A 24871-nucleotide genomic window follows, 5' to 3' on the forward strand; every position below is an offset into this window, starting at 1 on the left:
TTTTGAAGATAGGAATAGGAACTGCCACTTTCCAACTCCTCAACCACATGCTTCTTGAAGCCAATACTGTACCGCTTGAATTCCCGAACCGTTTTTGTCATATTTAACCTGATTTTAGTCTGACCTCTTCTGTCAAGCTATTTCAGGACATGTCACTCATATCTCATATCTTGCTTCTCGCTTCTCACATCTCCCCCATCATTTCTCAAACTCCACCTCGTACAGCGACATATATTTACCCAAATCGGAGAATTTGAAAAACAACCTTGCTTTTTTGCCCAATCGGAGGCTGGTGTATTTGTTGGCGACGTCTTCGGGCGTATTCAAGGGTTGGAGTGAGGGATACCAAATCACATGACCAGGTTTTTGGACCAGCAGTTGGGGTTTGGTCCAGGCTTGGGAATTGTTGCCTTCTCCAAGCTCTTTGTGGGGATTGAAGGAAATGTACAGCTTATCACCAATCCATGATTGGCCTTCGACCCTACCCATCAGCATGACCCAACATTCCAAATAGTCATTCCAACTGACGGATGGCCCCCAATGGAATCCTCCCTGAGGAGATGATGCTGGACCACCACCTTCTTCGGCAGGTATCTGTAAACTCGCCACAGGTTTGCCAATACCATCCCAAGCGGCATTGAAGCCTGTGCCATCCCATCGTTTGGCTTTCCCCTGCGGATCATCCAAATCCGTGATCTTGATGCGTGCGATGCTGATGCACTGTCCGCCCGCCTCGACCAACGGATCATAGCTCGCCGCATCAAACACGCCGGGGTAGCCATATTCTCCATAAAACAGGTACAGGTATTCGCCCACGGCCACCGCAGAGGGGTCACCGACACCTCCAGCAAAAGTCTTGGAGATATTGTGTGGTTTCAAGATCATGCGGGGTTGTTTGTCTTCCAAAAACAAGCCCTTGTTGTCCCAGGACCAACCCCCATCGGTGGACTTCATGACACCGATGCGGCAGACTGCTGCGGGCGTAATTCGCTCTGTCAGCCCAAGTGGCCAATCCTTGTCTATATAGCCCTCGCCTGTTTCAGGATTGTAGGGAAGGGTTTCGGGATAGTTCTCATTGTGGTAAATCGCATAAAGCGTCCTACCACTTGGATCCTTGGAATCCTGATAGACCGTCTCAAACCACACGGCCCCATGTAGGCCAGGCTGTCCAACAGTAGCGTTTTTGGGTAGTTTGGGAGCGATGTATTCAGAAGCGGGCGTGGAAAACACTTCGTCCGCATTGGATCCAGAGGCAAACTTCAAGTCCTCGGCAAATCCCCAAACAGGGTCTTCTCCATATTTTCCCGGAAAAATCCGCAGCGTATCTCCCACCCATACTTCTGCCATATTGCAGTCCACAAAATTGTTGAAATGGAAAGTGTCTGTTTCGATGAGGCGAAATTTGGGGATTTCGAAGGATTCAGCGGTTGGCGGCTCGGTTTTTTCGGTTTTGTTCTGACAGCTAAAAAGTAGGAACGCCGAAGCCGCGAGAGCCAATAGGAATGATTTCATGGTTTTTTGGGATTTTCCTACAATTTAAACAGGTAAACCCAAAAAAGACAAGGCCCGGACTTTCAAAATCCAGGCCTGGCCAAATAATTTGTTATTTCTCAGTTTTCCTCAATCGCCGTTGCCACTTGACCGACGAGATACCCCTTTCGCTGGATCAATTGATCGATGCTCTGGAGTTCGGGCTCCACGTGTTTGCCCTCCTCTTTCAGCTTCAGTAGAAATTCCCGGTATTTCATGTAGGATTCTTTGGCCTTGTCGGGTTGGTTGAGTCGGGAATAGACTATCCCCGCTTCTTTCTCCAAATCAGCCAAGGGCTCAATGGATTTCCGCTTGCCCTTCTGGATGTAATCCAAGGCCAGTTGAATGGAATAACGGTCATTGGATATCCTACGCTGAATCCTACTGAGTAGGAGGTAGTCCTTGTCCGTGGCCAAATCCAGGTTATTCAGCCTTTCGGTCAACTGCATGGCGTAGAAATAGTTTTTCAAATGGTATTCCTGCCAAGCCGCGGTGCTGATGGCGTTGGCTATCACTCCTGTGTATTGGTAGTCGTCCAAGCTTATGATTTCCGGGTATTGTTTCAAAAACGATTTCCCGTACCGCTGCGCCTTGATGCGCTGCTCGCTGGTATATTGAGCACCAATATCCTCCAAAGCGCTGGTCGAAAGGAAATACACCGACATGCCCAAGTCAGCCGATACGCTGTAATCCGGTACATAGCCGTAGTTGATCCCATCGATGGTCTGGGCAGTAGCCATCGTAACCGCTGCAATCGTCGCCCAAGTGCGGGCACGGGCTTCGGTCTTTAGCCGCGCATTGAGATTGATCAGGTTATGTTCCAAAACAACATGTGCCACGCATTCTGCCAAGACATTCAGCAACTCCGCCTCCGTTTTTGTGCTGGCAAGCATTCCCGTGGTGAGCACAATCATCCCATTGTCAAATGCAAATCCAATCTGCTCTGTCGAATTCAATACCACAATCGAAAAGTTGCTGGAGCGTTCTTTGACCAAAGGCGTGGGGTGAATCAGATTGACCATCTGGTACAGATAGTCATAGAGCATATCGTCCTCAAATACCATTTTGTTGCTGAGGGCGGTGGAGTAATAGTCCAAGGCCTCTTGGTGCAGCTCTTCCCTCCTGCCGCGCTCCCACCCGACCTTGTTGACGTTTTCGGCCCGATTTTCAATCCACACCATTTCCCAAAAGTCGTGGCCTTCATCCAATAGTGTGATCTTGTCCTCACTGACGGCCCTGACTTCCGTGAACACATGTACCAAGTATTGGGGTTTCAAGGTATTCGGATTGGTCCTTTTGGCCAAAATGGGGATGGTGTCGCCGACATGATAATGGGCAAAAGGCTTTGAAACGATTCCATTGAGGTAGATTTTCTGCTGCGCGGATAGATGTGTGGAAAACAACAGGACAACAAGTAGGGAGAGCGTCAATTTCTTTTTCATATCAAAAATCTTTATATCCATGATTGGTTACGGCTAATCCAAACTGGAGGTTACTAAAAAATTCGATAAAAGGAGAAAAATTGAAAGTCACACCTTGTGCAAATCAACAGTAATCCAGCCTCATTGTAGCCCATAATTTTCCCATCGTGGAAGTACCATTTCCCTTTTTACCAGCGCTTGAATCCCATCGACCGTGGTAACCGAATCTTGGTGTCGTGCAAAAAAAGCCGGCAAATTGGCAGCGTTGGCAATCACACGGTCGAGCTCGGGATCTGTTTTTCCGAGTTTGAGCAAAGCTCTCTTCTGTTCCAATAGGAGGGAGAGCAAGCTTCGGTTGGCATATTCGGGATAAAGGTTGTCATTGTCAAAAGCCTGCTTTTTGTCCAAACCCAAGGCAAGTTTTTGGACAGCGGCGATCTTGACGGGAACGCTGTCGGGACTTAATTTTTCAACATCCGCCAAGACCACATCGATAGCGACAAAAAACCGATTCAACTTATGGCCGATTTCGAGATCGAGTTTATCGACTATTTCCTCGTACTTGTATTCCTGTTGGACCTTGACCTGATAGTCGCTGTAAGCTTTGGCACCAATCCAGGTAAACGCCGCCGACAAAAGCCAAATTCCAAATTTGGAATCAAAAATTTTAAGGGTCTTAAGCAGGGTGGATTTTGGTGCCTTTTTCTCAAGAATTTCTTCCATTGTCTCGATCCGGTAGGTTTCGAGCGCTTTGATTCGATCTTTTTCTTCGGGCGAAAGCATGGGTAGTATGTTTAGCTCATTTATTTAGCTAAAAGTAAATACAATACTCGCTTTCAAAAAATAGGCACACCCAAGAACACAGCAACATTTATGAAAAATGGGCAAACAAGCCTACCAATTTTCCAAGATCGACAATACCAATCGGGAGGAATTGACTGAAGCAGGGCCGACAAATTGCTCGAAATTGGTGCGTGCATCGTGGTTTGCATTGTCGCTGCAGCTGCGAATCACTACGAAAGGAATCCCCAAGGTCCTACAGATATGGGCAACCGCTGCTCCTTCCATTTCGGCTGCCAAGGCGCCGTATTCCCCATACAGCCACTGCGCCTTGTCTGGACTACTGACAAACATATCGCCCGTCGCAATCAAACCGGTAAATACGCTGGGCTTTCGTCCTGAAAGACTATTGAATTCGACTTGATTGGAAGCAGTTTGGCTTTTGGATACCAACATCGGATCTGAGGGGATAAAAAGCTCCGTTTGGTGCCCGCCTGTGAGTTCGCGATAGGTTGTTACCGAAAAACCGTTTCCGTCGTACTTTCCAAAGTCATGCTGGAACAAGCGATCCCCGATCACCATATCGCCCGGCAAGGATTCGGGATGTAGACCACCCGCGACACCCGTGAAGATTAAGGCATCGACGTCAAAGTTCTGCACCAAAACTGCCGTGCTGTAGGAGGCGTTGATTTTGCCTACACCGGCTTTGAGGACGACAACTTTTTTCCCCCGGATTTTTCCTTTGTAAAAATCGATCCCGCCGATGGGCACTTTCTTTGGACGCTTCATTTCACCCAACAACAACTCAATTTCTTGGTCCAATGCCCCCATCAAAGCGATCCTTTGGGAAAGCGTCTCGGAGACCGGAACCAGCCAAAACACCAGCAAGAAAGTAAATGCCCACAGTTTTTTCATGCCACAAAGATCACAAATGCCCTTTGATCCACCATGGTTTTGGGATGATCGGAGATAAAAAACAAATCAGGGAAGAAAGTCGCTACAAAGACACCGACTTCATGATTCAAAATTCATAATTCGATGTTCGACATTTTTTTGAATTTTGAACAATGAACACCGAATACCGAACGTCGATCTCCAGTCTTGTGTCTTGCATCTTGTGTCTCAAATCTCAAATCTAATATCTCCTCTCTCCCCTACTGCCAAAGAAAAAACAGCGCCAAAACCGAAATCACCGCCAAAATGGGATTGACTTCTCGGTGGCCTCCGGTCAGCAGTTTCAGCACCGTCCAACTGATGAAGCCAAATGAAATCCCTGTCGACAGGCTGTAAGTAAACGGAATCAACACCATGGTCAAAAAGGCCGGAATCGCTTCTTGGGGAATTTTCCACTCAATCTTTGTCAGCGGAATCACCATAAATGAGCCTACCAAAACCAAGGCAATCGAGCTGGCTACAGCCGGAACGATGGAGAGTAAGGGCGAGAAAAACATAAACGGCAGAAAAAGCAAACCTGCCGTGATGGCGGTCTTTCCCGTACGACCGCCTTCCTCGATACCCACAGCCGATTCGATGTAGGCCGTGCCCGAACTGCTGCCCACCAATCCCGCAAACAAAGTCGCAAAGGCATCCGTCAGCAAGGATTGGCGCATATTGCGCGGACTTCCATCTGGGTCCTTCAAGCCCGAGGCTTCCGCCAAGCCCACAAAAGTCGATATCCCGTCAAACAAAATTGTGAAGGTAAATACGAATATCACGGGCAAAAACCCATACCGCAGTGACCCCAAAATATCGGCTTTGAGCAACAAACTGAAATCCGGCGTGGCAAAGAAACCGGAATAATTTACGACCGTCGCCATGCCGAAATTGAACGCAGAGGCGTCGCCCCACCAGCGTCCGATCGGCCAAGCAAAAAGGGTGGTAAACAGGATTCCCAAGATGATGGCGCCGCTTACCTTGCGGATGATCAGCGCCGCTGTCACCATCAATCCAAGCAGAAAGGTCAAGCTGACCGGATCTTTGAACGATGCCATCCCCACCAATGAAGCCGGATTGTCCACGATGAAGTGCGCGTTTTGGAAGCCAATGAAACAGATAAAAAGACCGATTCCAGCCGACACAGCATGACGCAGGGAGACAGGAATCGCAGCAATGATCTTCTCCCTCGTCTTGAAAATGGACAAAAGCAAAAAGATCACCCCCGACCAAAACACGGCACCCAAGGCTTCCTCGTAGCTCAATCCATATCCCTTGACCGCCGTGTAGGCAAAAAAGGCATTGATGCCCATGCCGGGGGCGACGACAATGGGATTTTTGGCATAAATCCCCATCATAATGCTCCCAAAAGCCGACACCAATACCGTCGCGGTCACCACGCCCGAGAATGGCATCCCCGCATCGGCCAAGATGGCGGGATTGACGATGATGATATAGAAACAGGCCAAAAAGGTACTCAGGCCCGCCAGGATTTCAGTTTTGGTATTGGTAGGTTTGATGCTTCCCATGTGATTTTTCCGAAATTGAAAAATAAAGGGAACCGGGATGAAAAGCAAAAGACAAAAAAACGCTACCCCAAAACCCAATACAGCAAATGGAGTATAAGGTCCCTACAGTCGAAATATTTCATAGGTTTGTTCATCCTTGATTTTTCCAATATGAACTTCATTGACCGGATCAACTTCCGAAAAGCAACCCTTGCTGACCGACAAGCCCTTTGGCAAATCATCCAACCCGTCATCCGACAGGGTGGAACGTATGTCTTTTCACCAGATTCGGATGAAGAGAAAATGATGGGCTATTGGCTAGGGAGCGACAAACAGACCTATGTGGCAGAAATTGAGGGAAAAATCGTGGGGACTTTTTATATCAAGGAAAACCAACCGGACCTTGGCAACCATGTCTGCAATGCGGGATTTATTGTGGATCCAAACACAGCCGGACAGGGAATCGGCCGACAGATGGGACTTTTTGCACTTAGTGAAGCGAAAAGGCTAGGTTACCAAGCCATGCAGTTTAACTTTGTCGTCAGCACCAATTCCCATGCGGTACACCTTTGGCAAAGCCTCGGATTCCAGATTATCGGGGAAGTGCCCGATGCCTATCGATATCCCGAACGTGGCATGGTATCGGCCTTGGTAATGTACCAAAAACTCTAAGACCTAATGAAAACAGACTTTTTGATTGTAGGTGGTGGCATTGCCGGACTGACGACTGCCATTGCGCTGAAAAATATCGGCATCCAAGCAATTCTCGCCGAAGCAGCTCCCGAAATCCGGGCCGTAGGCGCAGGCCTCGCCCTTGCCGCCAATGCCATGCAGGCACTTCGACAAATCGGCGTTTCGGAAGTGGTCATTCCGCTCGGCCGGGAACTGAAAGCCTTCACGATCTACGACCAAAAGGGGAAACCCATTTCCAAAACCAATACCGACCCAGCCAACTCCCGGTTTGGCATCAGCAATTTCACCATCCACCGTGCGGCACTGCACAGTGCCTTATTGGCACAGCTCGATGCGGGGCAGGTATTGACGGGAAAACGGTCCATAGACATCGCTGAAGAAGGGGCTTGCTACCGGGTTGATTTTGAAGACGGCAGCTCGATAACTGCGGAAAATGTAATCGTCGCGGAGGGAATTCACTCCCCCATCCGAAAAAAACTCCTCCCCTCATCCAAAATCAGGTACGCAGGCTATACCTGTTGGCGGGGCATCACAGACAATCCAGCGCTCCAAATCGAGGAAACATCAGAAACCTGGGGAGCAAAAGGGCGCTTTGGCGTCACGCCGTTGGCAAACGGACAGGTGTATTGGTACGCGTGCATCAACAGTCCACACGCCAATTCAACTTTGAAGGATTGGGGGAAAAAGGAACTGATGGAGGTTTTCAAGGACTTTCATAGGCCGATTCCGCAGGTGTTGTCGGCGACCAGGCCCGAGCGGATCATTTGGAACGATATTCTGGACTTGGAGCCCATTGATCGTTTTGCCTTCGGACGAATTGTCCTGGTCGGTGACGCAGCCCATGCCACCACGCCCAATATGGGCCAAGGGGCCTGCATGGCAATCGAAGACGCAGCGATTTTGGCGAGTTGTTTGTCCAAGAACACGGACGTCGCGGAAGCTTTTTCGGCCTTTGAAAAAAGAAGGCTCAAGCGCACACACAATATCGTCAAGACTTCTTGGACGCTTGGCAAAGTCGCCCAATGGGAAAACAGCTTGCTCCGCGCCATTCGTGACAAGGCCTTTCGGATGATTCCAGTAAAGCAAAGACAAAAGCAGATCGAGGCGCTATATGCCGTGGATTTAGGTTAGGAGCCCGTAGTATTCAGCCCCCGTCTGTGTAAATGGACCGTTTCAGATTGGTGGCTGACACGATGTTTTCTAAATTTAACCATTCCCAAAATGGACTATGAAACTTGTAAGCCCCCACTTCTACGTTGTCTTCATTCTGATCCTGGCTTTTTCCTGTGGTCAAAAAACCGAACAAACCTCAGCCCCACAGCGCCCCAACATCGTCTTCATCATGTCAGACGACCACGCCTATCAGGCAATTTCAGCCTATGACAACAAGCTGATCAATACGCCCAATATCGATCGGATTGCCAAAATGGGCATGCTGTTTACCAACGCCAGTGTCACGAATTCGATTTGTGCACCGTCGCGGGCGACCATTTTGACGGGTAAACATTCGCATATCAACGGCAAGGTGGACAACCATTTTCCCTTTGACACTACCAACGTCACCTTTCCGCAGATCCTCCATGCCAATGGCTACCAAACGGCCATGTTTGGAAAGCTGCACTTTGGCAACAGTCCAAAGGGATTTGACCAATTCAAGATTCTACCCGGACAGGGCAATTATTACAATCCTGATTTTATCACCAAGAATGAAGGAACCGTCCGCGTAGAAGGGTATGTCACTGACATCATCACGGACATGACCCTGGATTGGCTGCAAAACGAACGCAAAGCCGACCAGCCTTTCCTGCTGATGTACCTCCACAAGGCTCCTCACCGGGAATGGCTTCCCGCAGAGCGACACTTGGCCGAATACACCCAAAAGACTTTTCCAGAACCAAGCACCCTATTTGACGACTACTCGGGTCGTGGAAGTGCGGCCCGCGAAGCAGAGATGAACCTCCTCAAGCACATGAACTGGGCGGGCGATTCCAAAGTCTATCCCGAAGTGATGCAGGAACTCGGAATTCCAGATCTATCGGGCTGGGATAGGCGCGCCTTCGAAGGAGAGCGTGGCAGGCAAAATGACAGCCAGCGTGCCAATTGGGACAAATACTACAAGCCGCTCAATGAAGCATTCAAGAAGGATTTTCCAAAAATGTCCGAAAAAGAGAAGATGCAGTGGCGGTATCAGCGCTACATGCAGGATTATCTCGGTACCATCGCAGCCGTGGACGAAAACGTAGGCCGGGTATTGGATTACCTCGAGGCAAACGGACTGATGGAAAACACGATCATCGTCTATACTTCGGATCAGGGATTTTACTTGGGCGAACACGGATGGTTCGATAAGCGCTTCGTGTACAACGAATCCTTCAAGACCCCACTACTTATTTCATGGCCCGGAAAAATCAAAGCCGGAACCCGCTCCGACGAAATGGTGCAGAACCTGGATTTTGCGCAGACGTTCTTGGATGCGGCGGGGATACCTGCCCCGAGCGAAATGCAGGGCGAAAGCCTGATGCCTCTTCTGACCGGAAATGCCAACCAATGGACCCGTGAGGCGGTTTACTATCATTACTACGAATATCCGGCAGTGCATATGGTAAAGCGGCATTATGCCATCATCACCAAGGACTACAAACTCGTGCATTACTACTTCGACGTGGATGAATGGGAACTTATCGACCGCAAAAACGACCCCAATGAAATGCGCAATGTGTATGATGACCCTGCCTACGCCGAGATCAAAAAGCAACTCCATGCCCAATTAGATGGCCTCAGGGAAAAATACGGTGACAATTCCCAAATCAGCCAAAGCTACATCGACCGCTACCTGCAAGATATTTCCAAACAACGCGCCTTTGGTGCCAACCAACAAAAGGTCAAGGAAATACTCGACAAAAAGGGGCTAAAGGCGGCTTATGAGTTTGATTGATGCGGTGTTGTTCGACGGTTGCACCGTCGGACACCTCGTGAAATCGCTTGTAGCCAGGCAAATGATCGAGCCAAAGGCTCTAAATTCAGCGATCCAAAGGCACAGCCTTCGGAGAACTCGTTTTTCGACGGTTGCATCGGCAAACTCTTTGTGAAGTCGCTTGCAGCGACGAACTAAGAAACCGAGCTGCAGAATCCTTACCCAGAGATCTTAACGTAGAGCTTCAGGATTTCTTAAATCTCAATCCTAAGCCTTGATTCTTTTTTTCAGCCAAACCCAAAAAACAAGCGTCGTTGTGATCCAAACTGGAGGAAGAATAACGAGGAATATAAAAAACCCGTACCCGAAGTTGGTCGATCCGTCATAGTCATAGTCACTTGGTATGACAATCCATCGAATTATAAAAACCAGAACTGGGATAGAGAAGATCGAGAAAACGACCGTCAATAGAATTCTCTTCACAACATTCGATATCGTCATAAGTATGATAAGGGGTTGCCTTCGCTATTTGAGCCGGTTTTTTGTATATTTTTTAATGATATTGTTTAGTTCACTACCTTCTAGCTTCTTATCCGAATCCACAATTACAACACCACTTGCTCCTATCATTTTTGAAAAATCATTGTAAATCATTTTCTCGACCAAGCTGATCTCATGGAATCCTGGTTCCATAGGGTGTATTAGTACCCATACTGCCCTCATCGTTAGGTATTTGCCGCATAGATTCTTCATCATCGCCCTACCCAAATTCTCCGCAAAAACATTATCCGCTATCAACAACCGATCAGTTGAAAATGGCTGATCTGAGTGATATGCTATTGTCCTCCCACTTTTGAGATGGGTGATTTCTATTTTGTTTTTGGTCAAAACCAAGTAAACGAAACGCTTTTCTCGGAATAACCGAATGATCAACAGAAAAAAATCTACAAATAAATTCACATTAAAATTGTTTTGGTAGTTGAAAGATATGAATAAGATGACAAAAAAAGCCGCTTGGTTTCCCATAGCGGCTTTTTTTAATCAATGCGAATATTTTTTCCAACTACTGTTGCTCCCTCGCATTCATAAACCTGATTTCCTGGATGTTCATCAATATTTCTTCGGGTTTAGCTTGGGGATTTTTGAAGATAAAGTAGATATCCTGTTTTCCTTCCACAGCTTGGGTCAGGGCGACTTGGGCCTTGGTGGCATTTTGCCTTCTCCAATCAATTGGATTGACACCTGCGGGCGGACGCATAAAGCCTTGTTCCTTTGGCGCTACCGCATTGCTTGTGCCAATCAACGTGCCTGTAGGTGATCCCAAACGTACTTCCACTTGACCACCTTTGGCTTGTACGCGGGTACTGACCTGCACATACAGGTCGATTTGCTGCACCCCGGTCAAATCAATATCCTCAAATCCGACTTCAGCATCATTCCCTGAAACAAAGAAATTGACTTGCGGAGTGGTCATCAGTTGGACGCCTTTTCTATGCGTGGATACCTGTGGATTAAGATATGGATTCTTCAAAGCCAAAAAGTCCACACCTGACAAAGAACCAACTTGTCCTGCACCTTTATCGGCATAAAACGCCCGCAAAAGATATCCTCCCTGTCCATCTTCACCTTCTGGAACGGCTGGCTTGACACTTCCCTTTAAGGGCAAAGAGGCAACCGTTGGCTTCACTTCATTGACAGACAGGATATATTCAACCATCCTCCTGGCATCTGCCTCACTCAACCCTGGGTGTGCAGCCATGCCATGGTCGCCCCATACGCCGCTGCCTCCATTGATCACCTTGCTGATCAACAGCTTCACGTTTTCAGGGGTTTTCGGATAGCGCTCCGCGACAGCTTGGTAACTCGGGCCGATGGACGTTTTGTCCAATTGGTGACAAGACTTACAATCACTGCCTTCGATCAGGTTCTTTCCCAGGTTCAATACAGCCATACTTTCCGCACCGCTTTGCTTGGACGCGATTTCGATCGGGTCAAAACCTCTTGGCACATAATCAAAAGTGATCGCAACTTCCTCGGGCTTGATTTTTCCGTCAGCCGTACTGCCGTCTTCTTTGTCCTTCACGCTTACCTCGTAGGTGATTTCAGGTTGACCAAAGTAGAAAGTGCGGTTACCGGAAAAAGCAATGGAGACCTGAGGCGGCTCGTTGCCAGCGGTGACTTCGAGGGTTTGGGCGTTCTTTTCGCCTTTTGTATCCGTGACGGTCAACGTCACCTGATAAGTACCCGGTTGGGTAAATTCAAAGCTCGGATTGGCTTCCTTCAAGAGGGTGTTGACTCCGTTGTCGGAACTGATGAGCCATTCGTAGTTGAGCTTGCCTCCATCGTAATCATCATAGTCATTGGTTCCTTCGGAGGAAAACTTGGCAGTAAATGGCACCGCTCCCGCATTTTTATCCACTGCCGCCGCCACGTTGGGCTTGCGGTTGCCGGCATTGTACTCGATTTTGATAAGACGTGAATTGGCATTTCCCCTGAACCAGGCACTGCCGTATTCCAATACGTACAATGCCCCGTCCGGCCCAAAGGTCATGTCGATCGCCGAACTAAAGGTATGGCTTGGCATAAAGCGCTCCATGGAAACATAGTCTCCATTTTTGTCCATCGTCACAGCCATGATCCAGCCCCGCATAAAGTCCACGATGAGCCATTTTCCTTCGTAATAGGCTGGAAAAACAAACGGCGCATCCTTTTTGAAATCCGCTTTTCTAAACACGGGACCACCCGTGGCGCTTCTTCCCGAGCTTCCCAACATGGGAAATTCCTCAGAAATGCCATAGGGATACCAGATCATCGCAGGCACCACCGGCGTCGGTAGCTCCCGCAGGCCCGTATTGTTGACCGATTCGTTGACCGGCTTGTTCACATCGTAGGGCGCGCCATATGTCCCGGCAGCATGGTCGTGGCGGGTATAGGCTTGGTTGTTGCCGATGAAATAAGGCCAGCCAAAAAAGCCCGGCCCCTTGGCCTGATTGAACTCATCGTAGCCTTTTGGTCCCCAAATGGAATCTACCACGGCATCCGGTCCAACTTCACCCCAATAGATAAATCCCGTCTTGCTGTCCCAAGAAACCCGCCAAGGGTTGCGGTGGCCCATGGTGTAGATTTCGGGTCTTGTTTTTTCTGTTCCTTCGGGAAAAAGATTTCCCTTCGGAATCGTGTAGGTACCATCAGGCTCGGGATGGATCCGCAAAATTTTGCCACGTAGGTCATTGGTATTTCCGGGGGCGCGCTGGTCATCGGAGTTTTCATGCCCAGGCCTTTCATCCAAATTGGAACTGCCTTCCCGCGGGTTGACGGTATTGTTTCCAACGGTCAGGAACAGGTTACCATCCTTGTCGAAGGCCATACCTCCACCCGTATGGCAGCATTCTTCCCTTTGGGTCTGAACTTCGAGTACGACTTTTTTGGAGGATTCCACCAACTCATTCCCTTTCAGTTCCCAGCGTGCCAAGACGTGCTTGGGCACATCCGGATCTGCATAGTACATGTAAATCCAGTTGTTTTTCTCATAATTCGGGTCCGCAATCACACCCATCAGGCCTTCCTCCGCTTCCCGTACAACTCCTTCCTTGTTGGTATACTTCGTATTGACAGGAATCGTGGCCACAAGTGTCACTGTCTTGGTCGTTTCGTCCAAAATCTTCACGCCGCCCTTACGCTCGACAAATAGGATGCGCTTACCGGGAAGAAAAGTCATTGCCATGGGTTCGTCCATCCCCTCGGTCAAGACAACTGGCGTGAACCTGTTTTCGTCAGGTTTGACAGCTGGATCGTCTTTTGGCCCACATGCGGCAAACCACAGAAACAGGATTCCCATGGCCAACCATGGGGATTTTTTGAAATGGGAAATATTCATAGTTGTGTTGTTGATTCAAGGAAAAATTAGACCAAGGCCTTTCTGCAAAACTCCAGACATTTTTGGACCTCTTTGACGGCATCCGAACCTTGGGGTACTTGGTATTCGAGCTCAATTGTCGCCGGAAACTTGTACTTGTTTTTACGCATGGTTTGGAGGATTTCAGCAATCGGCGTATCGCCGGTACCCCAAGGGAGGTTTCCTTTGCCATTGGCTGGGGTTTGGCGGTCTTTGACGTGCATGCTCCAAATCCGATCCTGCCATTTTTCGATCAAGGGCATCATGTCTGTATGGCCCGCAGCCACATAATGGCCCGTATCGAAATTCAAACCGTTGCTATCGCTCTGTCCCAAGGCCGTATCCCAAAAAGTGAAAGTCTGCTGCTCGTGGCCATGGTAGCCCACCTTCATTTTATTGGCATCGCCCAATTTGCCAAGACGCAGCGTCTGCTCATCGTTGGATGGATGCTCCAAGGTCACATGACTGGCACCGAGAATCTTCGCCGCCTTCATGCCATATGCCACTTCCGCATCGGAATTGTTTGCTCCAAAAGCATTGGGCTTGAAGGCGTAGACAGATATTCCGGCATCCTTGAACATTTTGGCCGCCTGCTCGAATTTCTTAAAATCAGCCTTGGATCTCCACTCGGATACCACCTTGGCATATGCCTCTGACTGTTTTCTGATGTCCGCCAATTCTGCCTTTTCAGCATCCGTGAGTGTTTCGCCACGGCGTTCCTTCCCCCCCAATTGGAATACTCTCATCCTGTTAAAGGTCGGCTGGGGCATTCCCGCAAAGTACTCCACAGGTTCGCCCATCATTTCCACGGCGCTGATGCCCGATTCCCGGATGTAGCGAATATTGGCCTCGAGACTCTGGTCTTGCATCGAGCGGTACGAATAGGTGATGCAGCCAATCTGTACGCCGTTGATTTTGGAATTGGGCTTGCTAAGGGACTGGATGATCGCGGGGGCACCTTGCAGCCAAGCTGGGGCAAGTGCCAAACCCGTGGCACCGAGGGCGGATTTGATGAGGAAGTCTCTGCGGTTGTTCATGTTGTATTGTCTCAAAAACGAGACAATGTAGATACACAAGCGCAATTTCATTTGCAATTCTTGACAAACGGCGGAAGGAATACTTGGAAAAGAATAATCGAAGAAATATGAAAAAAGGTGAACTGGGAAAATGCAGTGAAATGTTTGGAGACGTGGTTGTCCGGCGGTTGTACTGACTGACTGATGGTAGTATCGCTTGTGGCGACACAAAAGGTCGAGCCAGAGGTTTGAATACCCAAAAATCAGAAGGCACAGCCTCCAGGTAACGGAGGTAAAATTTTTTATCTTCAGAAAAAAACCAAAACCCTCCACATCTCCTTTTCTTTGGGAATCGTAAACCGTATATCCCGCATGAACCTTTTCGAACCTGTGATCGACAAAACCAAAAACCACCTTCCCAAGGATGGGATTGTGCATTACTTTGGCAGGATTTTCAATCAAAAGGAGGCGGATTTTTTCTATGAAAACCTGCTCCATACCATCGAATGGAAAAATGACGAGGCCTACATTTTCGGCAAACAGTACATCACCAAGCGCAAAGTAGCATGGTATGGGGACCGGGATTTTGAATACACCTACTCCAACGCCACCAAGCGGGCGCTGCCTTGGACGAAGGAACTGACAGACTTGAAAAAAGTGATCGAAAGGGAATCAGGAGAAACCTTCAATTCCTGTCTGCTGAACCTCTATCATTCGGGTGAGGAGGGCATGGCTTGGCATAGCGACGGGGAAAAAGACCTGAAAAAAGACGGTGCCATCGCCTCAGTAAGCTTCGGTGCTGAGCGGAAGTTTGCCTTCAAGCACAAGGAAACCCAAGAAAAAGTCGAATTCCTGCTGGAGCACGGAAGTCTGCTGGTGATGGCTGGTACCACCCAAACCCACTGGCTACATCGCCTCCCGCCCACCAAGTTGGTCAAACGGCCGCGGGTGAACTTGACGTTCAGGACGATTGTGGAATAAATTTTTTTATGAGCAGTAAGGGTTCATCGCACTCACTACACGAGTTACACAATCAAAACTTCGGCTTAAAATGATGGGTAATCAGGGAAATTGACTTTGTAATGGGATTGAATACCACCCAATTTGCACAGCCAAAGACCGTTATTTCAGTAGATTTACTTCCGTGAATCTTTGATCGAAATACCAAGCGTTGGGAAATGTAGTATTTGAACTGAAATTCCCGTCCCGCTGGGTAGGCTGATCGGCTTGAAGTACTAAATTCCATTGTTCGATTCCTGCGAAGTAATGCAACTGATAGCGATAGGCCACTTTTTCGAGAGTCCTGCTTTTATTTTCCTTAAGATTTCCCAACTCATCGACCCCGTTCTTCTTACTATACCGTTCAACTTTGCTTTGGGTAGGACTGACGGTAAGGACTCCGCCATCGGCTGAATATTGCCCGCTTTCCCTTACAAGTATGATGTCTTCGTATGCATAGCCAAAATTCCGCTCGGTGTACTGGTAGGTCCCATCCTGGAAAAACTCATACCGGCAAGTCGTGTAGCCCGAGCTGCCCCAAGCTGCTGGATTGGCAAAAAAGGAAGAAACTGAAGCGGACCTATTCCATTTTCCCAGGATTTGCTGGTCGACCACTACTTGCATAGAGGAGGATTTAGAAATAGGTTTTTCGCTGGAAGAAATCGCAGTTGGAAGGGAAAAAGAAGATAATTCCAAGGAACTCCCAAAGTCCTCCAAGTCCTTTTCATAGGCAGTCGTATTACTTAAAAAAACATAGCTGATTTTTTGTCTGCCATTGGATAAAGTTACCAAAACCACTGCCTGATTTTGGTTTTGGTACACGTAAGGTGCTACGCCTATGACTGCATTCCATTCAGAATTGAAAGAAGTTTTGGAAAAATCCGTTAGCTCTTTGGGTTGATAATTTGTTTCAATCAGTGATTGCCAATCTCCTTTAAAATCTTCATCCAATGATCCTGAGGAGGTTTCTGCCTGGTAGAGAATAATTCTGCCAAATTCGCTGGATTCTTGGTTGATTTTGGTAAAAGCCAAGTATCCATTTCCCTCATTTTTAACCCAATCGCCGGGTGGCAAAAAAGCAATATTGCCATATCTTTCTACCTGTTGGCCAAATACTACAGCCAAGGTCCCGAGGTTGATGACAATAGTCAGGAATATTTTCACAATTTGTTCGCAAAATACACCGATTCGTAAAGTACATGTCTTCATAGTGCCATTCAGCTGATTTAACAATGAAAATTATCCTCCTTTTAGGTGGTTGACCATCCCGTTTTTAGGGGATTTTTCTGAATCGGTTGATAAAAAAATCGTGCGTTGTTTTTTCGGTCAAATTGCCTGTTGGATACAGAGATCATTTTAGCAGCATGTTGTGGATTTCCTTGAAGTCCAAGCCTTCCATCATCTTCTGCCTGAAATTATATTTCCAGGCGTAACTTCCTGTTTTATCTTGCGCAGGAGCAGAAAGTTCCACTATGACGAATTGGGGAATATGGTACGGTAATTTCTTATCCATATATTCCTCATTGACAAATACCATGTGAAACCTGCCCTTACGGAAATTAATTTCCGGTTCGTTTTCCATGATGAAATTTCCATGGAAAAATAACTCAGAAACCTGCTTATTGAGCTCTTCCTCGCTACTGTTGCGCAAGTAGTAATCTACCCGCTTGACCGCATTTTCTGTCTGTACCTTAAACTCTGCAAGGCTCTCGTAAACCTGCGAATAACCCTCTGGAAACTTTTTGTATCCCTCCTCAATGCTTTCGATGTATATGTCTCTGTAAGTATAGAGTTCTTCCCTGAACTGGGTGAGGTATTCTTTGCGGGTAACGTACCTAAACAAAGGGACATTTTCTTTCCTGATGACAAACCACTGCTGTCTTGGTTCTCTGCCTCCGTAGATTTCCTCGGTATAATGATCCATCCAACCATTGCTACTGACAAAATTCTCGTGGATAAGAAATACCCTTTGTCCATTGATACCGTAATCTGATTCAGAGCCATTGACGAGGCCGATTCGTTGTTCAGTTCCGGAAATTTCCCGAGCTGTAATGGGAGAAACGAATGGCTCGTAATTGTTTATCTGAAAAGAAAGATAAACTCCTGTTTCATAAGTTTCAGTAACCTTGTCCCCCACCGTACAGACAAATCCCGGATGGCCTATATAAAGCCGGTAACCGAAAGGCAAATAATCATAAATATTAGTGAAGTCCAGGTACTTGTCGTAATTGACATTGCCGCCCATAGGTTGGGGATAGGCTTTTTTGGCAAGATTCAGGAGTTTTTCAAGATTGGCATTTGCTACGCTCTTATCGTAGCTTCCGGGTTTTGCCTTGATGTGTCCTGGCGCTGAATATAGATCGAGCTGTTTCCAAGCCCCGGGATAATTGCTTAAGTTATCGGTGGGACAGGGTGAAGCAGTCTGTGCAGCTGACGAAAACACCTGAAAAATCAAAACAAATGCACAAATGATGCCGGCCTTATACCTGCCATAAAACTTACCAAAATGCTTTTTCATATTTTTAGGGGATGTGTTGGAGTTGATTTAATTAGTAAATTCACTTGATCGGGTATCCCTTACTTTTTACTGAAAATATTCCCTACCGTAGTCACCTTCGGTCCGGTTCCCCTGAACCCGCTCAAAATGGACAATTCATACCCTGTGGAAGCGCTTATGGATGCGGCTTTTCTGATGTCCAATCCGTTGTCATTTGGATCGGTTGATTTGGGGACTTTCAAACCCAATTCAGCCCCAGCGGATGCCTTGACGATTATATCCTTCAAATTCCAGTTGCCGTCAAATTTTACTGTGGTTACCACTCCCGCGCTGAGATCTGAAGCAAGGGCTTTTCCGATGTTATCAGTCACCTTGCCAATTTTCCCACCGAAATAAACTGAGTGCTCAACGGTCTCGAGCGTAGATGGATCATATTTTTGGCCACCGCCGAATTCTACTCCGTAAAGCTTTCCACCAATAGTTGCCTCCTTACAGGTGAACTTACTTTTTACAAAATAGAAATCCAGGTCCCAGTGGGTGATGCAATGCGTGTCCTCCCACACTGACATCTTTCCTTTGGGGTTAACTGATTCACTGACCTGCGATTCGCAACCTTCTTCAGAATAGATGATTACCGGATAAGGATAATATTTCTGAAGTTGGGATAAAGTACTCAGGTATTCTCCATATAAAGCGTATGCAAACTCTGTAGGGTCCTGAGGAAGAAAATACAGTGTGTACCAATAGGTATACTCCTGCAATCGCTGAAATGCCAGCGATTCCATTTGCTGCACGAAAGCATTGTTGATGGGCGCTGTTTTTTCTATTCTTGTTTTGTCCAAATTCTTCCTCATCTCGCAGAGTTGTTTTATCAAGGCATCAATCTCCGCTCCCGACCCGTCACCATCTTCCAGGACTGCGATCCGTTTGGAGATTTCGCCCATTTTTTGGATGTCAGCAGCAAAAGACTCCTCCAGTGCCTTTATTTGCGAATCTCTGGCTTCCTGCAACCTAGCTATCCTTTTGTTGAAACTGCTGGCATAGGAATCGTCCAATTCTGTCATCAAGACTTCCTGCGCCTGAATTTTGAATGGATTCCAGACTTGTGCAGCAAGACTGTATTGCTTTTGCACGTCTTCGAGACTTTTCATGTTCCGGTTATTGACGACCATTTGAGAAGTAATCTTTTGATAGCTGTCGAATAGCTTATCCGTTCCGGAGGGATATTTTGTGTTCAATGCATCTGCAGTGAGGGAGAGACCATGAAAAAAATTAGCGATTTCCTGTTCACGACTTAATGCCCTCTCATTGGACTCCGGCACTACTGGCATCGTAAATCTTTTGGTTACCGCTATTTCCCGGTAATTCCTTTTATGATCCAACTTCAAAATTTCCATCCTATCTTCTTTTCCATTGGGTTCCAAATCCCTCAGCTCAAAATAGGCGTCTTGGGAGAAGCCTCCTTTAAGCGCATTTTTCAGGTAGGATTTCGCCATCGCAGTGTTGTTTTCTTTCATTGCAATGCGTGCCAGACTACGGTTGGCTTCAGGGTGTTGCTCGTATTCACTGACTGTCTGTTCGAGAAAGGGTTTGGCTTTTGCTACCTGACCTAGGCTGAGCCATGCCTGGCCCAGGTTGTTGTTGACGATACTGCTTTGGGGATTTTTTTGATGCAGGTATTCGAGGATGGGAATGCTGTTTTCCGCATAGCCTGCCATGGTGATGACCGAGGCGAGATTGCTTAGCAAAAGCTCATCCTGTGGATCAGCAATGGAGGCCTTTAACATCAAGTAAGCCGCGGGTTCTTGTTTACCGGATAACCACAACATATAGCCTGCTTCTTTTGTCTGCTGCCCTTTGTTCAAATGCGGAGCAACATCTGCGTGTGCCTCGGGGCTCAAAGCCTGATCTGCCCCATTTTCAAAATCCTTCAGGAAATTGAGCATCTCAGCTTCATTCCTCGGAGTGGCTTTAATACTTGCTATCGCATTTTCATCTCGATTGGGAATGGCTTTGGGATCTGCGTCTGCCCCCTCTTCACTCATTTTTCTTTTTATGTCTTCCGGGTCCTGGCCAAATTGCCGGATCATTTTTTCCATCATTTTATCTGGATCATCCTCATCTTCGTCAAATTTTTCCTCATCCGGATCCAGTTCCCCTTCTTTAGACTCCCCCTCGCTTGTTTCGGCTGTTTCACCCTGTGGTGTCGTTTCTTTTTCTTTTGTTGACTTCCCTCCAAGTCCGGCGGGGACTGCCTTTTCTTTCAACTTGGAACCCAAGCCTTTCAAGGGCGATTGTTTTTCTCCTTTATCTTGTCCCTGTGTTTGAAGGGTCACTAGAGACAGGGACAAAAGGATCAAAATCATTTTTAAGGAATGTAAAATCATGTTGGTTTTCATATCGTATTCAAATTTATGGGGCTAATCAATGTTCAATTTGGTATCCATTTCCTGTTGTTTTCCCGCTTGGTCTTTGACACATCGGCAGGAGTAGCCGTTTGTTGCCAGCGTGTATATTCTGCCGACGGCATCTGTATTGTAATGCACGTGGTGGTTCCAGAGGTAAAGCAGCCCATAGCGGTCATCATAGACGGTAGAAGTCCAAAAATTCCCGTATTGGCCCAGGGTGACAAACTCTCCATTGTCTTTTCGGGCACCTGCAGGTTTGATGGTGAGGCCACTGGAATTATCACCTGAAAACTCGGAGGAATTCCAACCGGATGGGCTTTTCAGTTTGGGAGCAATATTTCCCCGATCACCCGTCTGTTCCAATTCAGCAGCAGGTAGCCCAAGAAAACGCTCCAATTCAATCCATTCTTTGTCGGTAGGAATATGCCAGCCCTCAGGACAGAGTCTCCCTGTGGCCACCGCATAACCATTGTACAGGAATCCGTATTGCTCCTTGTTCTTAGCTTCATTCTCGAAAAAAGCATAAGCCCCGCTTTTGATTTGGGACCATTCATTAGCATCCTGCCGGTGGGGAATTTTCACCGTGTCCCGGTAATGGGTCGTCCTAAGATTCTCTTTGAACCAATACTGATTACCGATTTTGATGATTTCGTAGCGGTTGCTGTCGATGTCATAGACAGGCCTAAGATAGATGTCAAGGCTGTCTGATTTGGGATTTTCTTGGGCTTGTTCTTGGCTGAAAGCAATGCTTGCGGAAAGGACAAAGAGTAGGGTGAGGCTGAATCTCATGACTTAATTGCTTAACAGTGAAACTTCACCAAGTAATGATTTCCCTTTCAATGAGGGCCCACTGTTCCAGCCCCAGCGGGCTTCTGCGCCGATGAGCGTCAAGGAAGGATCATCAGAAAAACCCAAAGAGGCTTTGTTATCGGTTATATCGCCCAGATTTGTTCCGAATGTGGCTTTCGCACCCGCCTTCACTCCTACATCGGTTATTCCTTCCCCGTCGAATTCAATAAAGCCTGATAATTCGCCCTTTAGTTCTGCTTTTACTGGACCGAGTTCAGAGGGTTCTGCCAAGTCCACATCAAAGCCAATTTCCACTGATCCTTGGATAATCTCATTGGTATCCATATTCTCCCTGATTTTGAATTTCAAAAACTTGGAGTCCAGCTCAGTGGTCATCTTATTGCATTCGAGGGTAATGGAACCCACTACCATGTTGAGCTTACTTTTCTCTTTGCAGTTCAAGTCATAGAAATCAGCCAATTTCCCGGTGGTTCGTGCCGGCACTTCATTGTATTCACAAAATTTATTTGGGCTGGTAAATTCCACTTCCTGTCCACCGATAATTCCAAGCCATAAAGCCTTTGAGTCAAGAGTTGTCATTTCATACTCTTCAGGTAGAAGTGTAAACCGGTTGTAATTCATCTCTCTGCTGAGTTTCTTTCTATGGTAGTCGATCCATTTGGCATTTCCCTCTTCCAGGTAAGCATTGACTGTTCTTAGGTGTGCACTTTGAATTTCGTTCCATGCCTCACAATAGGCTTGCCTGTCTGCATCGCTGGCTCCTTCCCCGATCCTCCCTTTAAATCGTTCGTCCAATTCTTCAATTTGTTTCTCTACCTCCTTTTCCATGTAATACAGCTTTTCAGGCCGGGTATTTATTTCCTCGATCAATTCCTCATACTTCTGATTTTCAAATCTTTCGTCATTCTCCTCATAATACCTTCTCAAAGCCTGTGCTTTAGGGGCAAAAACCAACTGTGTAATCGGACCTCCACCGTCCATCCTGCCTCCTGTCATTCTGGTCAAGGGGTCATTCATGGAAGATTCCAAAAAACTCTCTGTGAGTTCCTCATTTCTTTGGCTGATTGCTTCAGCTTGGGCATTGATCTCTGACCTGTAAGCCTCCCATTCCTTTTCTAGGGCTTCGCTTTCAAAGACATTTTGGGGATATTTTGGCCAGTTCATGTGGACCAGACCAAGCGGATCTTCATTCAGGGGAGGTTGCCATCTCAGGTCGTTTGGCGTTACTTTATGCCCCAATTCACTGATCCTGTCTTCTTTATCAGGGTTATATCCTGATTTGAGACTCTTTTTCAATGACTCTGCTGCGGCAGTTCTGTTTCCCTTTCTTTCCTCGATGATTCCTTTGGTGAGATTTGCCTGACTGTGATAGGCATAGAGTCGGATGGCACTGTCCAGATAAGCTTCTGCAGTAGGAAGGTCACCAAGACCGAACCAGGCCTGTGCAAGGTTATTGAGCACTGTGCTGTTTTTGGGGTAGCGTGAATTGAGGTACTTCAGTATAGGAAGTGCTGCTTCTTCAGCGCCTGCCATGGTGAGAAAAGCTGCATAGTTGTTCAAGTAGTCGGGGTTTTGTGGAGCAGTTTGGACCGCATTTCCCAAAACCAAAATGGCATAATCCGGCATGCCAAACATCCAAAGCCCATTGGCCAGATGGGCCTTTTCGCCAACATTGGGAGAGTTGGCCATCATTTCATTTGCAGAGGAGGTTCTAGTGCCACCTAGTTTAGTTGCAATTGAGCTATGGACATTTTTAAGGTAAGCTGGCAATTCGGCCTGATTCAGGGAGACCTTTTTTGCCTTTGCGATTCTGGATTCATCCCGGGAGGGGATTTGCCATTTGGCTTCATCGGAATCATCAAAGTCGCCGGATATCATGGACAAATCCGGAAACTTGATGCCCATCTTTTTCATCATCTCTATCTCTTCGGGGTCTAATTCCTCCATCATTTTTTCAGCCTCACTTTTCGTGGAAGGCTTTTTCTGAGCCAAAATTTGACTCGGGCCGAAGAGTAAAATCCAGAAGAAAACCGTCAAGGAGGTAAAAAACAGCTTTTTCATAGTTTGAAATTTTGGATGGAGTGAAATTCCCATTGCAGTAGAAATCTAAGAGGACTCTTTCCAAGTCGAAATCCTGTAAAAAGGGGATTTTTGGCAAAAGCAAACCTGCCTGAAATGGGCAAATACAAAAAATCCCCGAACTCATTCACTGAGTCGGGGGCTACCTAATAGAGGAAACAACCTCAAGAAGACGGATCATCATCTCTCGTCTATAGTCCCTCGTATTGATCTACTTCGAAAAAAATCAAAACTCCAATCTCATTGTCACCTGCGATTGATCTGCAAGCAATGCTTTGAATTCATTGATATTTTCTTCAATGGCTTTAGAAATAGTGGTATAGATATGTTCAAATACCGGATCGCCATGACTGATGGTAAGGACAATGCTAAACATCTGGGGAGCAGAAAGTGGGAGCTTGGTATTGTAATAAGACAAATCAGGTTTGATTAGAATATCGGAATATTGCTTTCCCATTTCCACAAAATCAGAAAGCGGGAAACCATCACCCCTACTTGTTATAATAGCTGGTTCTGAGAGCTCCTCTTCACTTAGGGTTTTAAGCATATTGTTGATTTCATCTATCGGTTTTTGAAACCAAGCCCTAGTAGAAGCATGACTTTCAGTATAATATCGCATGTCTTCTGCTGGAAAGTTTTTGGTTTTAACTAAAGCATAGTTTTTGTCTGCCTCCTCAATCTTGGTATTAAAAATATCCAACATGTTCAGCAGGTATTCCTTCTTGGTGACGTTCCGATATGGCAACTTGTTGTCATAGGTGAAGAGCCAGGTGTATTTTTTGATTTTATCGTTGTAATCCACATCTTCTTTAAAAAAATAGTACCCCTCTTTATTTTCCGGCAGGCTTCGAAACCTAAAAAACTTCTCTTCCCTATCATCGGCAATTTCAGCTGCCTTTACCCAATGAAACTCATTAAAATTAACATACAGGGAAGTAGGCGTCGCCACGTCCACATAATGTTGTCCCGGTTTTTGTTTATCACAAAGGTAGCGAAGGAAATAAGCGCCAAATCCAAATGGATTTGCCGCCCAGTCTTTAGCTACAGCAGGATTGTAGCCATAAACTCCTGACCATGACACTTCACAACCCATGGGCTGGTAATGCTCTTTTATGATATTGAATACTTTTGCTACAATTTCTTTTTCTTTTGCCAAGTCGACTGCTGAGACTCCACTTGTTGAGCCCTTTAGGCCGGCTTTCCAGACTCCAGGCATCTTTGTAAGTTCTTCTTGGCGGCAGGTTTGGGCGGAAGCACCCGAAAATACCCAAGCTACGAATAACATGATAAAGAAAACGTCCATTGTTTTCATAAGCGTTAGCTTTAATTTTTAAATGAAATCATCTTGTGGATTTACGAAGTAAATTTTGGGGAAATTCTAATTTCAA

18 protein-coding genes are annotated in these 24871 nt (G+C 46.8%); 4 read left to right on the forward strand and 14 right to left on the reverse strand.

Annotated features, from left to right (window positions below; translation table 11 throughout):
- Nucleotides 1-198: 198 nt before the first annotated feature.
- From L0U89_RS08745 to L0U89_RS08765, 5 genes are all read right to left on the reverse strand, one after another.
- Entirely contained in the window at nt 199-1512 is a 1314-nt protein-coding gene (locus L0U89_RS08745; RefSeq protein WP_234861192.1) for a hypothetical protein, read from the reverse strand.
- 98 nt (nt 1513-1610) lie between these two features.
- Nucleotides 1611-2993 (reverse strand): M48 family metalloprotease, encoded by a 1383-nt coding sequence (locus tag L0U89_RS08750; RefSeq protein ID WP_234861193.1) that lies wholly within the window; start codon nt 2991-2993, stop codon nt 1611-1613.
- Nucleotides 2994-3092: 99 nt separating this feature from the next.
- Nucleotides 3093-3734, reverse strand: a complete 642-nt coding sequence (locus L0U89_RS08755) for a hypothetical protein (protein ID WP_234861194.1) — start codon at nt 3732-3734, stop codon at nt 3093-3095.
- Between the two features lie 111 nt (nt 3735-3845).
- On the reverse strand, nt 3846-4646 hold the full coding sequence (locus L0U89_RS08760; RefSeq protein ID WP_234861195.1) for a 5'-methylthioadenosine/adenosylhomocysteine nucleosidase: 801 nt from the start codon (nt 4644-4646) through the stop codon (nt 3846-3848).
- A 239-nt stretch (nt 4647-4885) separates the two neighbouring features.
- Nucleotides 4886-6193: an NCS2 family permease gene (locus L0U89_RS08765; RefSeq protein WP_234861196.1), complete on the reverse strand. Its 1308-nt coding sequence runs from the start codon at nt 6191-6193 to the stop codon at nt 4886-4888.
- Between the two features lie 150 nt (nt 6194-6343).
- Between L0U89_RS08765 and L0U89_RS08770 the strand changes: the two genes are divergently transcribed.
- The 3 genes from L0U89_RS08770 to L0U89_RS08780 all read left to right on the forward strand — a co-directional run bounded on the left by L0U89_RS08770 (nt 6344) and on the right by L0U89_RS08780 (nt 9800).
- The gene (locus tag L0U89_RS08770) at nt 6344-6844 is read left to right on the forward strand and encodes a GNAT family N-acetyltransferase (protein WP_234861197.1); all 501 of its coding nucleotides are present in this window, start codon (nt 6344-6346) and stop codon (nt 6842-6844) included.
- Nucleotides 6845-6850: 6 nt separating this feature from the next.
- Nucleotides 6851-7996, forward strand: coding sequence for an FAD-dependent monooxygenase (locus L0U89_RS08775; protein ID WP_234861198.1), 1146 nt, complete (start codon nt 6851-6853; stop codon nt 7994-7996).
- A 97-nt stretch (nt 7997-8093) separates the two neighbouring features.
- Complete coding sequence (locus L0U89_RS08780; protein ID WP_234861199.1) at nt 8094-9800, forward strand: sulfatase family protein; 1707 nt, start codon at nt 8094-8096, stop codon at nt 9798-9800.
- A gap of 504 nt (nt 9801-10304) precedes the next feature.
- Here L0U89_RS08780 and L0U89_RS08785 read toward each other — a convergent pair.
- Genes L0U89_RS08785 through L0U89_RS08795 form a run of 3 tightly spaced genes read right to left on the reverse strand, consistent with a single transcriptional unit; the run spans nt 10305 to nt 14711 of the window.
- Nucleotides 10305-10805: a hypothetical protein gene (locus L0U89_RS08785; RefSeq protein ID WP_234861200.1), complete on the reverse strand. Its 501-nt coding sequence runs from the start codon at nt 10803-10805 to the stop codon at nt 10305-10307.
- A 37-nt stretch (nt 10806-10842) separates the two neighbouring features.
- Entirely contained in the window at nt 10843-13656 is a 2814-nt protein-coding gene (locus tag L0U89_RS08790) for a PQQ-dependent sugar dehydrogenase (protein ID WP_234861201.1), read from the reverse strand.
- Nucleotides 13657-13682: 26 nt separating this feature from the next.
- Entirely contained in the window at nt 13683-14711 is a 1029-nt protein-coding gene (locus L0U89_RS08795; protein WP_234861202.1) for a sugar phosphate isomerase/epimerase family protein, read from the reverse strand.
- Between the two features lie 351 nt (nt 14712-15062).
- Between L0U89_RS08795 and L0U89_RS08800 the strand changes: the two genes are divergently transcribed.
- Nucleotides 15063-15671, forward strand: a complete 609-nt coding sequence (locus L0U89_RS08800; RefSeq protein ID WP_234861203.1) for an alpha-ketoglutarate-dependent dioxygenase AlkB family protein — start codon at nt 15063-15065, stop codon at nt 15669-15671.
- Between the two features lie 141 nt (nt 15672-15812).
- Here the strand turns inward: L0U89_RS08800 and L0U89_RS08805 are convergent, their stop codons facing one another.
- The 6 genes from L0U89_RS08805 to L0U89_RS08830 all read right to left on the reverse strand — a co-directional run bounded on the left by L0U89_RS08805 (nt 15813) and on the right by L0U89_RS08830 (nt 24795).
- Entirely contained in the window at nt 15813-16853 is a 1041-nt protein-coding gene (locus tag L0U89_RS08805) for a hypothetical protein (protein WP_234861204.1), read from the reverse strand.
- A 187-nt stretch (nt 16854-17040) separates the two neighbouring features.
- Nucleotides 17041-18207, reverse strand: a complete 1167-nt coding sequence (locus L0U89_RS08810) for a hypothetical protein (protein ID WP_234861205.1) — start codon at nt 18205-18207, stop codon at nt 17041-17043.
- A gap of 59 nt (nt 18208-18266) precedes the next feature.
- On the reverse strand, nt 18267-20552 hold the full coding sequence (locus L0U89_RS08815; protein ID WP_234861206.1) for a tetratricopeptide repeat protein: 2286 nt from the start codon (nt 20550-20552) through the stop codon (nt 18267-18269).
- A gap of 54 nt (nt 20553-20606) precedes the next feature.
- Entirely contained in the window at nt 20607-21383 is a 777-nt protein-coding gene (locus L0U89_RS08820) for a fibrobacter succinogenes major paralogous domain-containing protein (protein ID WP_234861207.1), read from the reverse strand.
- Nucleotides 21384-21386: 3 nt separating this feature from the next.
- Complete coding sequence (locus tag L0U89_RS08825) at nt 21387-23465, reverse strand: tetratricopeptide repeat protein (RefSeq protein ID WP_234861208.1); 2079 nt, start codon at nt 23463-23465, stop codon at nt 21387-21389.
- A gap of 244 nt (nt 23466-23709) precedes the next feature.
- On the reverse strand, nt 23710-24795 hold the full coding sequence (locus tag L0U89_RS08830) for a hypothetical protein (RefSeq protein ID WP_234861209.1): 1086 nt from the start codon (nt 24793-24795) through the stop codon (nt 23710-23712).
- Nucleotides 24796-24871 lie beyond the last annotated feature (76 nt).

This window comes from Mariniradius sediminis, assembly GCF_021491425.1.
Classification (GTDB): domain Bacteria; phylum Bacteroidota; class Bacteroidia; order Cytophagales; family Cyclobacteriaceae; genus Mariniradius; species Mariniradius saccharolyticus.